This window comes from Clostridiales bacterium, assembly GCA_012512255.1.
Classification (GTDB): Bacteria; Bacillota; Clostridia; order Christensenellales; family DUVY01; genus DUVY01.
Genome location: JAAZDJ010000062.1, coordinates 1 through 15800, shown reverse-complemented (window position 1 = coordinate 15800; position 15800 = coordinate 1). Strand labels below are relative to the sequence as shown.

Genomic DNA, 15800 nt, shown 5'->3' with positions numbered 1-15800 from the left:
AGCCAAAATTTAGCCCAAGCCTTAGCGACAGAGGTTTTTGACAAGGGCGTTCAAGTTGAGATAAAAATCCTTACCCCCTTGGAAAGTCTAAGTCAAGAGGATTTGGAAAAAGGCGACGATTATTTTAAGATAATGCGGGATAACCTTGCCGCCATAAAATACGCGCTAAATAATCAAAACGGATTAACATAAATGGAAGACATCGTCAAAGTCAACAACCTTTATTTTTCTTACGGAGCGCATACCGTCTTAAGACGCCTTGACTTTTATTTGCGCCAAGGCGAGTTTGTCGCTATCTTGGGGTCCAACGGCTCGGGCAAAAGCACCTTTTTGAAAATTTTGCTTGGGCAGCTGCAAGCCGACCAAGGACAAATAGAGCTTTTCGGGCAAGACATAAAGCGTTTCAAAGACTACAACCGCATAGGCTATGTGGCCCAAAACAGCGTAAGCCTTTGTTCCAACTTCCCCGCCAAAGCCATAGAGATAGTCGGCTTAGGGCTTTACGGCGCACCGTCCAAAAACAAAAAACAACAAGCGCTAAAAGCGCTGGAAAAACTAGGGATGCAAGACTACGCGCACAGCCTTGTCGGCAAGCTCTCGGGCGGGCAAAAACAACGCGTTATGCTGGCAAAAGCGCTGGCAAGCAATTGCGATTTGCTTATCTTGGACGAGCCCACTACGGGCATTGACAGCCAAACCACAGAGCATATTTACCAAATCCTAAAAGAAAAAACAACCCAAGAGGGCAAGACCGTATTGATAGTTACCCACGACCAAGAATGCGCCGCGCGGTATTGCTCGCGGATTTTGTGCTTGGGCGCGGGCAGCTTGTTATACCTTACCAAAGAGCAAGTGCTGCTCGAGCAAAAATACAAACACAAACATACAATGCCAGAGGAGGACAATGGAAATATTTGAATATATTTTTATGCGCAAGGCTTTCTTGGCGGGTATAATCATAGCCGTAATAATCCCCTGCGTAGGCGTGGTTATCGCGCTAAAACGCCTGTCTATGATAGGCGACGCGCTTTCGCATACCTCGTTGGCGGGCGTGGCGGCGGGCCTAATCTTTAATATTAACCCCATGATAGGCGCTATGATAGTATGCGTTGCGGCGGCCTTGAGCATAGAAAGCATCAGGAAAAGGTTGCCCCGATATTCAGAAATGTCAATAGCCATAATAATGTCGCTAGGCATTGGGCTGGCGGGCGTCTTATCCGATTATGTGAAAACTCCCGCCAGCTTTGACAGCTTTTTGTTCGGAAGCATAATAGCCATAACGGACTTGGAGCTTTATCTAATAGCGGGTTTGGGCGCGCTCGTGTTGGCTGTTTTTATATTGCTATACAAAGAATTGTTTTATATCGCCTTTGACGAACAAGGCGCGCGCCTTGCGGGGGTCAAGGTCCAAACCGTCAACATAATCTTTACAATTCTTACGGCCGTTTCCATAGCGCTTGCCGCAAAAATCGTGGGCGCGCTGTTGGTCTCGTCGCTAATCGTCTTGCCCGTGGCCTGTTCTATGCAAATTTCCAAAAGCTATCTGCAAACGATTATTTACGCTATAATATTCGCGGCGGCGTTTACCGTAACGGGATTGTTTTTGTCTTTTTACCAAGGTTTTAAGCCCGGCGCGATCATAGCGCTGATAGGCGTATTCAGCTTTTTGGCTGTCTTAGTTATCAAAACCATTTGCCAAAAAATCAAAAAACCAAAAACCAATAGGAAAACTCTATGAAAGAATGCAAACAAAAACTTATAGACAAGGGCTTAAAGCCCACAAAACACAGATGCCAAATCCTAAAATATTTTCAGCAAAGCTCGCGTCCGCTTTCGGCGGAAGATATCTATCGGCATTGCCTGGAAAGCGGCAGACCGATCAATCTTTCCACGGTTTACAGGACATTGGACGCGCTAAAGAACAGCGGGCTAATCCGTTCGCTGAGCTTTGAGGGCAGCGACCGGACGCTATACCAGTTAAAACAGCGCCATATACATTATTTGATGTGCCTCGGCTGCAAAAAAATTCAACCCGTTGACTATTGCCCCCTAGAAAATATAGAAAAACGCCTTTTTCCCAAAAATTTTGAAATAACCGAACATAGACTGGATATCTACGGCTATTGCCAAGACTGCAAAGCCAAGTAAATATGGCCGCATAAATGCCCAAAAGTAAAATTAAAAAATAGCCATTTCATAATAACTACATAGTCCAGCGCCTAAATTTTTTTTGATGTTTTAAAATAGTTGTTTTGATTATAGGCTTTTTATGTTTTTTTTATGTTTATTTAATTGCCGTGTTTTTTTAAAAAACAATAACCGCCCAAAATTTTTTATTGACGGCGGCGCTAAAACTATAAATGGCGGTGTTTATAAAAAAATAGCCGCCCGTTAAAACTAGGGCGGCTATCGGCGATTTAACTATCGCCTTGTTTAATTTAGCCGTCGCCTTTTACGCCGTCCAACCCGAATCGGCGACCAAAACGGCGCCGTTTACGAAACTTGAGTCATCAGAAGCCAAGAACAAAGCGGCTTTAGCGATTTCCATCGGCTCGCCAAAGCGCGGATTGGTTTGAAGCGCGGGCTGCGTGCGCGAGGCGCCAAATTGGTTTATAGTGCTCATAGAGGATTGAATATTGGTCTTAACCGCGCCGGGCGCTATCGCGTTGCACCTTATGCCCTTGTTGGCATACATATACGCCGTGCTTTTTGTGAACCCGATTACCGCGAATTTGCTCGCGGTGTAAGCCGTTCCCGCGACTTTGCCGCATAATCCGCCTATGGAGGCTATATTAATTATAACGCCTTTTGAGGCTTCCAAAAATATCGGCAGCACCTTCCTAGTCGTTCTCATAACAGAGGTCGTATTGACGGCAAATATTCTTTCCCATTGCGCGTCGGTAATGTCGGCGGCGGGCTCAAAGTTATCCATTACCCCTGCGTTGTTGACCAAAATATCCGCCGTCTTATAAATCTTAAGCGCCAAATCAACCATATTGGCAACGTCCTCTTCCTTGGAGACATCGGTCCTTACGGCTTCGGCTTGGCCGCCTTGCGAGCGGATTTGCTCGGCCACTTTTTCGGCTTCCTCAATATTAATGTCGGATACGATAACCTTAGCGCCCTCTTCGGCAAATAATTGCGCTATGGCTTTGCCTATTCCCGATGCGGCGCCCGTGACTATTGCGACTTTTTCAGCAAGCTTCATAATTTTCCTCCCGTATTTTAATTTTTTGCAAAATTTACCTTTTATCATTATAACATAATATTTTATTTTTTTAATAATAATCTTTTACATAATTTTTTTGCCAAACTTTTTATATTTTTTTAATTGACAAATGGTTGTTAATAATGTTAGTATTAATTTAGCACTCTTTGACTTTGACTGCTAATAATCGGTATAAACGAGTGCTAAAACGTGTATAATTAATAAAAGAGAAACCAAAAAAAACCAAAAACCATGCCCAATTTGACCGCCAGAAAGGCAAAGATTTTAAAATCAATCATTGAGGATTATATCAATCAGGCAGAGCCTATATCCAGCGCGGATATCCAAGTCCGGCACATGCCCGAGATCAGTTCGGCTACCATACGCAACGAGCTGGCGGCGCTGGAAGAGATGGGCTATCTTTATCAACCGCATACGTCCTCCGGCAGAATTCCCACCAAGGAAGCCTACAAGCTGTATGTGGAAAAACTTATGCCGCGCAAAAAATTAACCAAAACCGAGCTAAACTTAATAAAAAGCCATTTCAACCAACAAATGCTTCAGCTAAAAGATGTTTTAAAAAAGACCGCCAAGGTAATAAGCGAAGTCACCAATTACACGTCTTTGGCGTTTGTGAACGATATATCCGAAGCTGTCATAGAGAATATCAAGATTGTAAAACTCCAAGCCAAAACGGCTTTGGTCGTTGTCGTCACCAACCTAGGCGTGCTAAAAGACGCCATTGTCAATCTAGAAGAAGAGATGGACGACAATTATTTTGACGCTGTCAGCAAGCTGTCTTTGCAGGTGTTCGGCGGCAAGAAGATCGCCCAGGTTATGAAACCCAACAAGATTATTAATTCCGCCCTAAAAGGCTATCAAAAAATTTTTGACGCCATAATAGACATAATCAAAAAATATTACGAGCGCGCGAGCGTGGAGGACTTTGTCTTGGAGGGCGCGTCCAAGCTTTTGGAGCAGCCCGAATACAGCAATGTCCAGCAAGCCAAGTCAATCATAGCCATGCTTGAAGCCAAAGAACAGCTTATCCCGGTCTTAAAGGCCACGGACAATGTAGAGCTTAATATCCGCATAGGCAAAGACGAGCGGTACGAGTCCTTGCCCGAATGCGCCATTGTCACGGCCAATTACATAATCAACGGCAAAAACATCGGCCAAGCGGGCGTGATAGGGCCTATCAGAATGGACTATTCCAAAGTCGTGTCCGTTCTTGATTATATTGGCAAAACAATCAACGACAGCATAAAGAAACGAGTTAATATTTATATAGACGAAAAGCAAGAATAAAACTAATTATATAGACGAAAAGCAAGAATAAAACTAATAAGCCAAAAACCGCTTTATTAATTTGGAGGATTAAATGACCAAAAATGACGACCTAAAAATGAATTTTGAGGATTGCTGCCAGGATGTTTGCGACTGCGCGGATTGCGACGAGCCCGATTGCGCGGAGGGCCAAGCCTCAAAAACGGAACAAGACCAAAAATCCGGGCAAGACGGGCAGGGCGAAAAAACCGGGCAAGCCGAACAAGCCAAAAACGGACAATCCAAGCAAGACGGCTTAGCCGAGCAAGAAATCCAGATGACCCAAGAGCAGCTCGCGGCTATAAAGGCTTTTGACGACCATATGCAAAGCCTAAACAACCAAATCATCCAGGCGCAAGAGCAAGCCCAAAGGGAACGCGCCAAAGCCGACGCGCTGGCTCAAAGGCTGGTCAATCTTCAGGCGGAGTTTGACAATTTCCGCAAAAGAAACGCCGACAGTATCAGCGCCGCGCAAACGGAGGGGCGCTGCGAGGTTATTACAGAAGTCATCAAAATCTTGGATGTGATAGAGCACGCTTTGGGCATGATAAAAGACCAGGCCACGGCAAGCGGCGTGCAGATGATATACCGCCAGATACAAGATGTCTTAAAAAACTTTGAGGTAAAAGAGATTGAGGCGCAAGGACAAGAATTTGACCCCAATCTCCACAGCGCCGTAGAGCGCGTCAAGATAGAAGGCGCGAAAGCCGGCGCGGTCGTGGAAGTTATACAAAAAGGATATCGTTTGGGCGAAAAGATATTGCGTTACGCAAGCGTCAAAATAGCCGAATAATATATTAATATAAAAAATTTGTAAGCTAAAAAGGAGATAAATGACATATGGCAAAAGTAATAGGAATTGACCTTGGAACTACCAATTCTTGCGTCGCCGTTATGGAAGGCGGCGAACCGACCGTTATTCCTAATTCCGAGGGCTCAAGGACTACCCCGTCGGTAGTAGGTTTTACCAAAGACGGCGAGAGGTTAGTAGGCCAGATAGCCAAAAGACAGGCGATAGCCAATCCCGAGAGGACCATACTCTCTATCAAAAGGGACATGGGCACGAATAGAAAGATAAAAATAGACGACAAGGAGTTTACGCCCCCCGAAATCTCGGCAATGATTTTGCAAAAACTAAAAGCCGACGCCGAGAGTTATTTGGGGACAAAAATAACCCAAGCTGTCATTACCGTTCCCGCCTATTTTTCGGACTCGCAGCGTCAGGCGACCAAAGACGCCGGCAGAATCGCGGGGCTGGAAGTTTTGAGGATAATCAACGAGCCGACGGCGGCCTCTTTGGCTTACGGCTTGGACAAAGCCAAAGAAAAAAACGCCAAGATTTTGGTCTATGACTTGGGCGGCGGAACTTTTGATGTGTCCATATTGGAAATAGGCGACGGCGTGTTTGAGGTTTTGGCGACCGCCGGCGACAACAAATTGGGCGGCGACGACTATGACAACGAGATTATAAAGTGGATAATAGACACATTCAAAAAAGAAAACGGTATTGATCTTAGCCAAGACCGCATGGTCATGCAAAGGCTAAAAGACGCCGCCGAAAAAGCCAAGATAGAACTCAGCAGCGTTCTAAAGACCAATATCAGCCTGCCCTTTATTACGGCAGACAGCAACGGCCCTAAGCATATAGACTACGAGCTTACGCGCGCCAAGTTTGAGCAGATGACCGCGCATTTGACCGAAAAGACTTTGGCGGCTATGAAAAGGGCCATAGAAGACGCGGGCATCTCTATCAACGAGATAGAAAAGGTTATACTGGTGGGCGGTTCTACCCGCATCCCCGCGGTAATAGAAACCGTCAAGAAATTTACGGGCAAAGAGCCCTTTAAGGGCATTAACCCCGACGAATGCGTGGCCTTAGGCGCGGCGATTCAGGCGGGCGTATTGGCGGGCGAGGTTAAGGATGTTTTATTGCTTGATGTTACCCCGCTTTCATTGGGAATTGAGACCATGGGCGGAATATTCACCAAGATAATAGAAAGGAACACAACCATTCCCACCCGCAAGTCCCAAATCTTTTCTACGGCCACGGACAATCAGCCCTCGGTTGACATCCATGTTTTGCAGGGCGAGAGGGAATTGGCCGCCTATAATAAGACATTGGGCAGGTTTGAGCTTACGGGCATTCCGCCCGCGCCCAGAGGCGTGCCTCAAATAGAAGTTACCTTTGATATTGACGCCAATGGTATCGTGCATGTCACGGCCAAAGACAAAGGCACGGGCAAAGAACAGTCAATCTCTATCACGGCTTCTTCCAATTTATCCGAGGAAGAAATCCAAAAAGCTATTGAAGACGCCAAAAAATACGAGAAAGAAGACCGAAAGAGAAAAGAATTTGTGGAGCTCAAAAACCAAGCCGATACCGTTGTGTTCGGCATAGAAAGATTTGTCAAGGAAAACGGCGACAAGATAAGCGAAGACGAAAAGCAAAGGCTTACAAAAGCCGCCGAGGACTTAAAAGAAGCCTTAAAGAGCGACGACCAAGACAAAATCAAAGCGGCTTTGGACGAAACCCAAAAACACACCTCTGAGATATTTACCAGGTTTTATCAGCAGGCCGGAGCTAACGCTTCCAGCGGCGACGGAATCAATCCCGATATCCAAGACGCGCCCGGCCAAGACGCGTAAAAAAAATATACCTAAAAAAGAGCGTTAAATGGCAAAATCCTATTACGATATACTAGGCGTATCCAAAAACGCTACCGAAAACGAGATAAAATCGGCCTATCGGAAGCTTGCCAAAAAATATCACCCGGACTTAAACCCGGGCGATAAGCAAGCCGCCGAAAAATTCAAAGAAGTCAACGAAGCGTATGAAATATTAAGCGACCCCCAAAAGCGCGCCAATTACGATAGGTTCGGAACGGCGGACCCCGGCATGGGCGGGTTTGACTTTGGCAATTTTGGCGGATTTTCCACGGGCTTTTCAGGCGGCGGCTTTTTTGAGGATATAATCAATATGTTTACGGGGGACTCTTTTGAGCGTCCCAAAAGGCGTCCCTCGGACATATCCATAAGCATTACCTTGACCTTTGAGGAAGCTTTTTTTGGCGTTAGCAAGGATATAACCATTCCGCGCGCCGAGCGCTGCGAAGACTGTCGCGGCACGGGCGCCAAAAACGGCTCGGAATACATAACCTGTCCGGAATGCAACGGCTCAGGCAGAGTTCAATTTGCCCAAAACACGCTTTTTGGGCGCATGGTCAATACCCGCACATGCGCAAGCTGCTCAGGCACGGGCAGAAAAATCAAACAAACCTGTCCAGAATGCCGAGGCAAAGGCGCGGTCAAGAAAAACCGCACAATCAAGATCAATATCCCCGCGGGCATTGACAACGGTCAAATTATGACCGTTCAGGGCGAGGGCAACGGCTCGGCCGATACCGCCCAAAGAGGCAATCTCATAATATCGGTCAATGTACTGCCGCACAAGCTGTTTACTAGAAAGGGCTATGACCTTTACGCCGACATACCCATAGCGTTTACCCAAGCCATCTTGGGCGACAAAATCAAAATCAAGACGCTAAAGGGCGATGTCACCTTGGCTGTCCCCGAAGGCACGCAAACCAACACGGTGTTTAAGATACGCGGCGAGGGCATGAAAATGCTAAGGCGCGAAGGCTATGGCGATTTGTATCTCAAAGTAATAGTGGAGCTGCCCAAAAACCTAAAGGGCGACCAAAAAGAACTTATCAAAAACCTGCACAAGAGCATAAGCAACAACCAATACGAAAAAGCCAAAGATTATCTTAGCTGATTTTCCCATAATTATGGAAATAAGCGCTTTAAATTTTTTACATCTATTAATTTTTTTAGGCGTCAAAAACCCGCAAAAAAAGCGGAAAATTTTTTGATTTTTTGAAAATAACGGACTTATTGATTTTTTGGCAATTCGTCCTATAGCGTTTTTTATATCTTTTAATCTTTTATTTTTTTATATATTTTTTTATTTTTTTGTGGTAAGATAATTTAAGAAAAATGCGGTACAAAGAGTTGACGGTTATCACCACCTATAAATACGCCGATATCGCGGCGGCGGTATTGAGCGAAAACAATTACGGGGGCGTCGCGATTTGGGACGCGCAAGACTGTATAGACTTGGCAAATTTCGGGTTTTGGGATTATGCCGACGAAGACTTGTTTAAAAAAACTTACGGCCAAGTCTATATAAGGGCGTATTTTTATCCCGATAGCGACATTGAGCCCTATTTGGACGAGTTAAAACGCCTAAAAAACATAAACGACGATTTTGAATATTCCGTTGAAGTAGCCATAAAAGACGACAGCGCCTATCGCGACGAGTGGAAAAAATTTTTCGCGCCCATAGAGCTCAAAAAACTCGCCATAGTCCCCCCTTGGCTTGACGGCTATAAGACAGATAAGCCCATAGTATATATCAATCCGTCAATGGCGTTCGGCACGGGCTCGCACCAGACGACCAAAATGTGCCTGGACGCGATGCAAGATATGGGTTTGAAGGGCAAGACGGTAATGGATGTCGGGTGCGGCAGCGGAATATTGGGGATTTGCGCCCTAAAGCTGGGCGCGCAAAAAGCAATAATGCTAGACAACGACCAATCGGCAATCAAAGTGGCCCAAGAAAATTTGGAACATAATAATATGACTAATAAAGCCCAAATAATATATGGGACTTTGGACAAGGTTAGTCAAACAGCCGATATCATTTTGGCCAATATCACGGCCGATGTTTTGATAAGCCTAAAGGATTTGTTTTATGAAAGGCTAATAGGCGGCGGGATATTGGTTTTGGGCGGGATAATAGACCAAAGATTATTGGATTTAAAAAAGGCCTATGGGGATTTTGGGCTTATGGACCAAAAATCAATGGACGATTGGCGTTGCCTTATATACAAAAAAGGATAATTTATGTCAAAAAGGTTTTTTACGCAACACACCGATGACGATACCATTATATTGCAGGGTCAAGAATATCATCATCTTGTCAATGTCACAAGAGCCCAAATAGGCGAGCAAGTTATCGTCTGTTTTAACGACGGCTATGATAATATTTGCCAAATAATAGAAATCAAAAAAAACCAAGCCGTTCTAAAAAGGCTATCCCGCCAAAAAAACAACAACGAAGCCGGTATAGATGTCGCGCTTTTTCAAGCCGTCCCCAAGGGCGACAAACTTGAGCTTATAGTCCAAAAATGCGCGGAATTGGGGATAAAAAGCATAATTCCTTTTTTATCGCAATACACCCAAACCAAAGAACATATCGTCAAAACAGAAAGACTGCAAAAAATAGCGCAAGAAGCCGCCAAGCAATGCGGCAGGGCGGTAGTCCCGACGGTAGAAAAGACCCAAAAGTTTTCGGACATTTTACCGCGCTTAAAAGATTATGATTATGTTTTAATGCCGTATGAGCTAGAAAACCAAACGGACATAAAAACCGCGCTTGCCGCGGCCGCCAAGCCCAAAAAGATAGCCATAATAATCGGCTCGGAGGGGGGATTTAGCCAAGAAGAAGTCAAGCAAGCCAAAGAACAAAACGCCCAAACCGTGACTTTGGGCGACAGGATTTTGCGGGCGGAGACGGCGGCGATAAGCGTAGCCGCTATTGTTATGTATCAATTTGACCAGATGAAAAAAGGAGAGCAATGAAAGCCGTAGTATACACATTGGGCTGCAAGACCAACCAATACGAATCGGGCGCGGTCGCCAAGATACTGGAGGAACACGGCTACGAGGTGGGCGACTCTTTTGAAAAGGCGGACTTGTATGTCATTAATACCTGCGCGGTTACCGCGGAGGCCGAGCGCAAATCGCGCCAAATGGCAAGGCGGGTCAACGCCGTGTCGCCGCATTCCGATGTCATTATTTTGGGCTGTGCCGCGCAACGCTCGGCAAAACGCTTTTTGGAAATCCACAATGTCGCGGCGATAGGCGGATTGGGCGGCAAGGTGGATATCGTCAGAAGATACCTAAACGGCGAGCGCAAATTTTCAGACATATATATCAGCAAGCAATACGAAGACCAGCCGGCCCGCCAAAACCGAACGCGCGGCTATATCAAGGTCCAAGACGGCTGCGACAAATTTTGCTCGTATTGCATAGTGCCCTTTCTTCGCGGGCGAAGCCGCTCAAGAGACATTGACAGCATAATCAAAGAAATATTGGATTGCAAAGCCAAGGAAATAGTCTTAGGCGGCATAGACTTGTCGGATTATAGCTATAACGGGCTTAATTTTATTGACCTTATAAGGCGGGTGGGCAAGCTCGGCCCCAGAATAAGAATAAGCTCTTTGGGCGTCAAGGCGGTCACCCAAGAACTGATAGACGCCATGAAAGAAGGCAATTACTGCCCGCATTTTCATCTGTCCATACAAAGCGGCAGCGACCAAGTCCTGAAAAATATGAACAGGAAATACACAAAACAAGACATAATAGACGCCTGCGACCTAATAAGAAAAAACTATCCGCGGGCGGCCATTACCTCGGATATTATAGCGGGCTTTCCGCAAGAGACCGACCAAGACCACCAAGAGACCATGAACACGCTGGAGAGGGCGGGCCTTAGCTTTATGCATATCTTTACTTACTCAATAAGGCCAAACACCCGCGCCGCCAAAATGCCCCAGGTGGACAAGGCGATCAAGCGCGCGCGGGCCAAAGACTTGGAAAACTTGCGCGAAAAGCTGTTTTCGCGATTTTTGCAAAGCGAGCTGGGCAAAACCGCCGAGGTTATCGCCGAACAGGCTGAGGACGGCTATGTGACGGGACACACCCAAAACTATATTAAGGCGTATTTGCCGCAAGGCGCGCCGCTGGGCGAGCTGATAAAAATCAAGATAGGCCCAAGATTCCGCGAAGGAGCGCTGGGGATTTTGGAATAGTTTTGTAAATTTTGGTATAATAAAAACAATAACGATAAGGAGCGAGCAAATATGAATTGTATCTTTTGCAAAATAATAAAAGGCGAAATACCCTCCCAAAAATTATACGAAGACGATAAAATGCTTATCTTCAAGGACATCGCGCCCAAGGCGAAAATTCACCTATTGGCTGTCCCTAAGAGCCATTACGGCTTTTTGGACCAAATGAGCGGCCAAGACCAAGAAGATATCGGCTATATCCTGTCCAAGATTGCCGCCCTAAAAGACGAACTAGGCCTAAAAGACGGTTACAGGCTTACAATCAATCAAGGCGAAAGCGCCGGCCAGACCGTTTTTCATTTGCACATTCATATTATGGGCGGACAGGTTTTGGGCTGGCCCGATTTTACACAAAATATATAAAGATATTTAGATTTGTTTGACTATTTAATTGAGATATTATAAAATAAAAAAGACTTCTCCAAAAATGAAGTTTATATTTTGTTTTTTTGGGAAGATTTTATCCGTTTGCGGAAAGGAGGTCGAGAAAGGATACATGTCAACCGTCAAGGTCAGCGAAAAAGAGACGATTGATGACGCTATAAAACGCTGGAAAAAGAAGTGCCAAAAAGACAACATCATCAGCGACCTTCGGCGCAAAGAACACTATGAAAAGCCCAGTGTTCGCCGCAAGAAGAAAAAAGAGGCGGCCAAGAAGCGTAAGGCTAGAGCCAGATAAAAAATTAAATAGTTTTCTTTTTTAGATAGTTGTACAAAAGACCAAGATCGCCAAAGAGGGATATTGGTCTTTTATTATATAAAAAAGGGGCGTGAATTTATGAGAGGAAAAAAAGAAAAGGGCGAATTAAGAAAGCTTGCGGCGGGCGCGAAAGCGCGGCTTAAGAGCGGTTACTGGACAGCTATCAAAAAAGAGCGCGAGTTGGCGCGCCAAAAGGCCTTGGAAGAAGGCAAACCCTCCCAGATGATTGATCAGTTTTACAAAAACAAGCACACCCGAGAAATCAAAGCCACCATAAACAGCGTCAACAACTCGGATGAAATATTATATAAGAAAGTATGCGAAATTTTGGATAAAAACGAAGATATAATAAACCCCGTAAAATGCTTGATTGACCAAGAAAAATACGAAAAAATGGATTTTGTTTCCCGTCAAAGATATTTGTTTATGTTAATGTCCAAATATACCGAACTAAAAGAACGGTATTACAAGGAAAAACAATTCCTAAAAAATTGTTGACAAAAAAACCTATTTTTTATAAAATAAACAAATGCAAGCAGAAGTTATCGCTTCTCACCGGTTGGGTTTTACTCGAACCGAGTCAATATTTTTTTAATTGACTAATGAGAGCAGGTAATTTTTGCCTGCTCTATTTTATAACTATATATGGAGGTTGGGTATTTTTAAAGATTTAGAAATCAATGACAAAATCCGCGACCGCGAAGTAAGGGTTATTGATGTTGACGGAAAACAAGTTGGCATAATGCCGACGCAAGAAGCCTTAAAACTGGCTGACCAAAAAAATCTGGATTTGGTAAAGGTGGCTCCCAACGCCAATCCGCCTGTTTGCAAGATAATGGATTATGGCAAATACAGATTTGACGCGGCTAAGAGGGAAAAGGATGCGAAAAAAAACCAAAAGACAAGCGAATTAAAAGAAATATGGCTGTCCATGACTATTGACAAACACGACCTTGAAACAAAAGCCCGCCAAGCGTCCAAGTTTTTGAAAAACGGCGACAAGGTCAAGGTCTCAATAAGGATGAGGGGACGCCAGCAAGCGTTTTCGGACCAAGGCATAGAAGTAATGAAAAGGTTTTATGAGCTTTTGAAAGATGTCGCAGTGGTGGACAAAAACGCGTATAAAGAAGGCAGAAGCATTTTGATGATGCTCTCGCCTATGAAAGCAGCAAAGTAAAATTTACGGAGGACTAATAACCATGCCCAAAATGAGAAGTCATACCGGCGCCAAAAAGCGATTTAGAGTAACAGGCGGCGGCAAGCTGAAAAGAGGTCAGCAAGGCAAAAACCATATTCTAACCAAAAAACGTCGCAAGACCGTAAGGAATTTGCGTCAAACAGCGTATGTGAGCCAAACGCAAGCAAGCACGATAAAGAAGATGATACAAGGTTAAGGAGGCGCTAGGACATGAGAATAAAAAGAGCGGTCAACGCGGCCAAAAAACGCAAGAAAGTATTAAGATTAGCCAAGGGTTATTTTGGCGGCAAGTCTAAATTATACAAAACGGCAAAACAAGCCGTTATGAAATCCTTAATGTACGCCTATATCGGCAGAAGGTTAAGGAAAAGGGATTTTAGGAAGCTATGGATCGCGCGCATAAACGCGGCGGCAAGAAGCAACGGTCTATGCTACAGCCGCTTTATGCACGGTCTAAAAAGCGCGGGCATTAACCTAAACCGCAAGATGTTAGCGGACTTGGCGGTCAACGACGCTACGGCGTTCTCCGCGCTGGTTGAGAAGGCAAAAGCCGCTATAAAATAAAAATAACATCAGCCCATTATTTATGGGCTAATTTTTTATTATGGAAATAATCAAATCGCGCGCCAACCAAACAGTCAAACTGCTAAAAAAATTAAATAACAAAAAATTTAGAAAACAATACGGGCTTTTTTTGGCCGAAGGGCATAAACTGATAGACGACTGTATAAGGGCGGGCTTTAAGATTAATATTTTAGCCCTCGCTAAGTCCAAAGCCGAGGAATTCCAAAGATTTTTGCCGTATGCCGAAAAGACCGTAATATTGGACGACAACATCTTTGAATACGCCAGCCAAACGGTAAGCCCTCAAGGCGTTTTGGCGGCTGCGCGTTACCAGTCCCGCGCGCCCCAAGCGCCGCGAAAAGATTGTCTTATATTGGACAATATAAGCGACGCGGGCAACCTAGGCGCGATTATCCGCGCGGCGGCGGCGGCTGGCATAAAAGACATATATCTATTGAATTGCGCGGACGCGTACAGCTCCAAAACCGTAAGAAGCGCTATGGGCGGCATATTTTTTGTCAATATTTACGAGATTGGTTACGACTATTTGGATGCAATAGCCAAAAATTGCGAGATATTGGGCGCGGACATTCGCGGCGAAAATTATCTAAATTATACCCAAAAAACCAATTTCGCGCTGGCGATAGGCAACGAAGCCAACGGATTAAGCCAAGCTGTCAAAGAAAAATGCAAGCGCTTTTTGTCAATTCCGATGCAAAACATTGAGTCTTTAAACGCCGCCGTCAGCGCAGGCATTTTGATTTTTTACCTAAAAAGTTTATAATATTATATAATCGCATTAATTTCAAAAGAATATATTTTTGAATATAAAAATTTTAATATAAAATTTAAAAAAGGAGTTATAAGTTATGGCAGGTCATAGCAAATGGGCAAACATAAGGCACAAAAAGGAAAAAACCGATGCCCAAAAAGCCAAAATCTTTACCAAAATCGGACGGGAGATAGCGGTTGCGGTAAAATTGGGAGGAACGGACCCTGCCAACAACCCTAAGCTAAGGGATATTATAGCCAAAGCGCGCGCCAACAATATCCCCAACGACAACATAACCCGCAGCATCAAAAAGGCCGCGGGCGAGTTAGGCAGCGTCAATTACGAGGAGATAACATACGAAGGCTATGGCGGCAACGGGGTCGCGGTTATAGTGGACACATTGACCTACAACAAAAACCGCACAGCGGCAGACATGCGCCATTTGTTTGATAAATACGGCGGGTCTTTGGGCACTACGGGCTGCGTGTCTTTTATGTTTGACACCAAAGGCGTGGTAATAGCCGAAAGAAACGAGCCCCAAAAAGACGAAGAAATAATGCTTCAAGCTATTGATTTGGGCGCCGAGGAAATTTTCCCCGAGGGCGACCAATACGAGATTTTGACAGACCCGGGCAATTTGGGGCGCATGAGAGAGGGCTTGGAAGGGCTGGGGCTTAACATCTTGTCCGCCGAGCTAGACAAGATACCCCAAACCACAGTCAAGCTAGAAGGCGAGGACGCCCAAAAGTTCCAAGCCTTTCTTGAAAAACTGGAAGAAAACGATGATGTCCAAAATGTTTACCACAACGCCGAGTTGCCCGAAGAAGTAAGCGAAGAATAATTCCTAAAAAATAATAATTAAAAGGTGCGATTAATATGGAAGATTTTATTTTAAGCGTTTGTTCGGCGGTAAAAAAGGCAAGCTTTGAGCTGGCTAGATACGACACCGCCCAAAAAAACAAGATTTTGGGACATATAGCAGACGAGCTAATCAAAAATTCCCGAAAAATTTTGGACGCCAATTTAAAAGACCTTGATAACGCCCAAAACAAGCCTTCCCATTACCAAGACAGGCTTAGGCTCACCCCAGAGCGTATTCAGGTCATAGCCAATGGCGT

General features: G+C 44.8%; 21 protein-coding genes. 20 read left to right on the top strand and 1 reads right to left on the bottom strand.

Annotated elements, in window-relative coordinates:
• The 4 genes from GX756_03355 to GX756_03340 form a co-directional block, all read left to right on the top strand.
• On the top strand, positions 1-192 hold a 192-nt coding region (locus GX756_03355), incomplete at its 5' end, for a hypothetical protein (GenBank protein ID NLC16896.1).
• Positions 193-918 carry a metal ABC transporter ATP-binding protein gene (locus GX756_03350; protein ID NLC16895.1) on the top strand — a complete coding sequence of 242 codons (726 nt, stop codon included), beginning with the start codon at positions 193-195 and terminating at the stop codon, positions 916-918.
• The gene (locus GX756_03345) at positions 905-1738 is read left to right on the top strand and encodes a metal ABC transporter permease (protein ID NLC16894.1); all 834 of its coding nucleotides are present in this window, start codon (positions 905-907) and stop codon (positions 1736-1738) included. Before GX756_03350 ends, GX756_03345 begins: the two co-directional genes overlap by 14 nt.
• Positions 1735-2148 carry a transcriptional repressor gene (locus tag GX756_03340; protein ID NLC16893.1) on the top strand — a complete coding sequence of 138 codons (414 nt, stop codon included), beginning with the start codon at positions 1735-1737 and terminating at the stop codon, positions 2146-2148. The genes GX756_03345 and GX756_03340 overlap by 4 nt, the downstream gene beginning before the upstream one ends.
• 304 nt (positions 2149-2452) lie before the next feature.
• Here the strand turns inward: GX756_03340 and GX756_03335 are convergent, their stop codons facing one another.
• The gene (locus GX756_03335; protein ID NLC16892.1) at positions 2453-3208 is read right to left on the bottom strand and encodes an SDR family oxidoreductase; all 756 of its coding nucleotides are present in this window, start codon (positions 3206-3208) and stop codon (positions 2453-2455) included.
• A gap of 252 nt (positions 3209-3460) precedes the next feature.
• On the opposite strand from GX756_03335, the gene hrcA reads away from it, so the two are divergent.
• The 16 genes from hrcA to proA all read left to right on the top strand — a co-directional run.
• Positions 3461-4516 (top strand): heat-inducible transcription repressor HrcA, encoded by a 1056-nt coding sequence (hrcA, locus tag GX756_03330; GenBank protein ID NLC16891.1) that lies wholly within the window; start codon positions 3461-3463, stop codon positions 4514-4516.
• A gap of 73 nt (positions 4517-4589) precedes the next feature.
• Entirely contained in the window at positions 4590-5327 is a 738-nt protein-coding gene (locus tag GX756_03325; GenBank protein NLC16890.1) for a nucleotide exchange factor GrpE, read from the top strand.
• Between the two features lie 47 nt (positions 5328-5374).
• The gene (gene dnaK / locus GX756_03320; protein NLC16889.1) at positions 5375-7180 is read left to right on the top strand and encodes a molecular chaperone DnaK; all 1806 of its coding nucleotides are present in this window, start codon (positions 5375-5377) and stop codon (positions 7178-7180) included.
• 28 nt (positions 7181-7208) lie between these two features.
• The gene (gene dnaJ, locus GX756_03315; GenBank protein NLC16888.1) at positions 7209-8309 is read left to right on the top strand and encodes a molecular chaperone DnaJ; all 1101 of its coding nucleotides are present in this window, start codon (positions 7209-7211) and stop codon (positions 8307-8309) included.
• Between the two features lie 221 nt (positions 8310-8530).
• A complete protein-coding gene (gene prmA / locus GX756_03310; protein ID NLC16887.1) occupies positions 8531-9436 on the top strand; it encodes a 50S ribosomal protein L11 methyltransferase in 906 nt (301 codons plus the stop codon).
• Positions 9437-9439: 3 nt separating this feature from the next.
• Entirely contained in the window at positions 9440-10177 is a 738-nt protein-coding gene (locus tag GX756_03305; protein NLC16886.1) for a 16S rRNA (uracil(1498)-N(3))-methyltransferase, read from the top strand.
• Entirely contained in the window at positions 10174-11409 is a 1236-nt protein-coding gene (gene mtaB, locus GX756_03300; GenBank protein NLC16885.1) for a tRNA (N(6)-L-threonylcarbamoyladenosine(37)-C(2))-methylthiotransferase MtaB, read from the top strand. The genes GX756_03305 and mtaB overlap by 4 nt, the downstream gene beginning before the upstream one ends.
• A gap of 51 nt (positions 11410-11460) precedes the next feature.
• The gene (locus GX756_03295; GenBank protein NLC16884.1) at positions 11461-11811 is read left to right on the top strand and encodes a histidine triad nucleotide-binding protein; all 351 of its coding nucleotides are present in this window, start codon (positions 11461-11463) and stop codon (positions 11809-11811) included.
• 133 nt (positions 11812-11944) lie between these two features.
• Entirely contained in the window at positions 11945-12127 is a 183-nt protein-coding gene (locus tag GX756_03290; protein ID NLC16883.1) for a 30S ribosomal protein S21, read from the top strand.
• Between the two features lie 99 nt (positions 12128-12226).
• Entirely contained in the window at positions 12227-12646 is a 420-nt protein-coding gene (locus tag GX756_03285; protein ID NLC16882.1) for a hypothetical protein, read from the top strand.
• A gap of 178 nt (positions 12647-12824) precedes the next feature.
• Positions 12825-13325 (top strand): translation initiation factor IF-3, encoded by a 501-nt coding sequence (locus tag GX756_03280; GenBank protein NLC16881.1) that lies wholly within the window; start codon positions 12825-12827, stop codon positions 13323-13325.
• 22 nt (positions 13326-13347) lie between these two features.
• Positions 13348-13542 (top strand): 50S ribosomal protein L35, encoded by a 195-nt coding sequence (gene rpmI / locus GX756_03275; protein ID NLC16880.1) that lies wholly within the window; start codon positions 13348-13350, stop codon positions 13540-13542.
• Between the two features lie 14 nt (positions 13543-13556).
• Complete coding sequence (gene rplT, locus GX756_03270) at positions 13557-13910, top strand: 50S ribosomal protein L20 (protein NLC16879.1); 354 nt, start codon at positions 13557-13559, stop codon at positions 13908-13910.
• A gap of 40 nt (positions 13911-13950) precedes the next feature.
• On the top strand, positions 13951-14694 hold the full coding sequence (locus GX756_03265) for an RNA methyltransferase (GenBank protein ID NLC16878.1): 744 nt from the start codon (positions 13951-13953) through the stop codon (positions 14692-14694).
• A gap of 85 nt (positions 14695-14779) precedes the next feature.
• Positions 14780-15523, top strand: coding sequence for a YebC/PmpR family DNA-binding transcriptional regulator (locus GX756_03260; protein NLC16877.1), 744 nt, complete (start codon positions 14780-14782; stop codon positions 15521-15523).
• 35 nt (positions 15524-15558) lie between these two features.
• The coding region (gene proA, locus GX756_03255; protein ID NLC16876.1) for a gamma-glutamyl-phosphate reductase at positions 15559-15800 on the top strand (242 nt) is incomplete at its 3' end.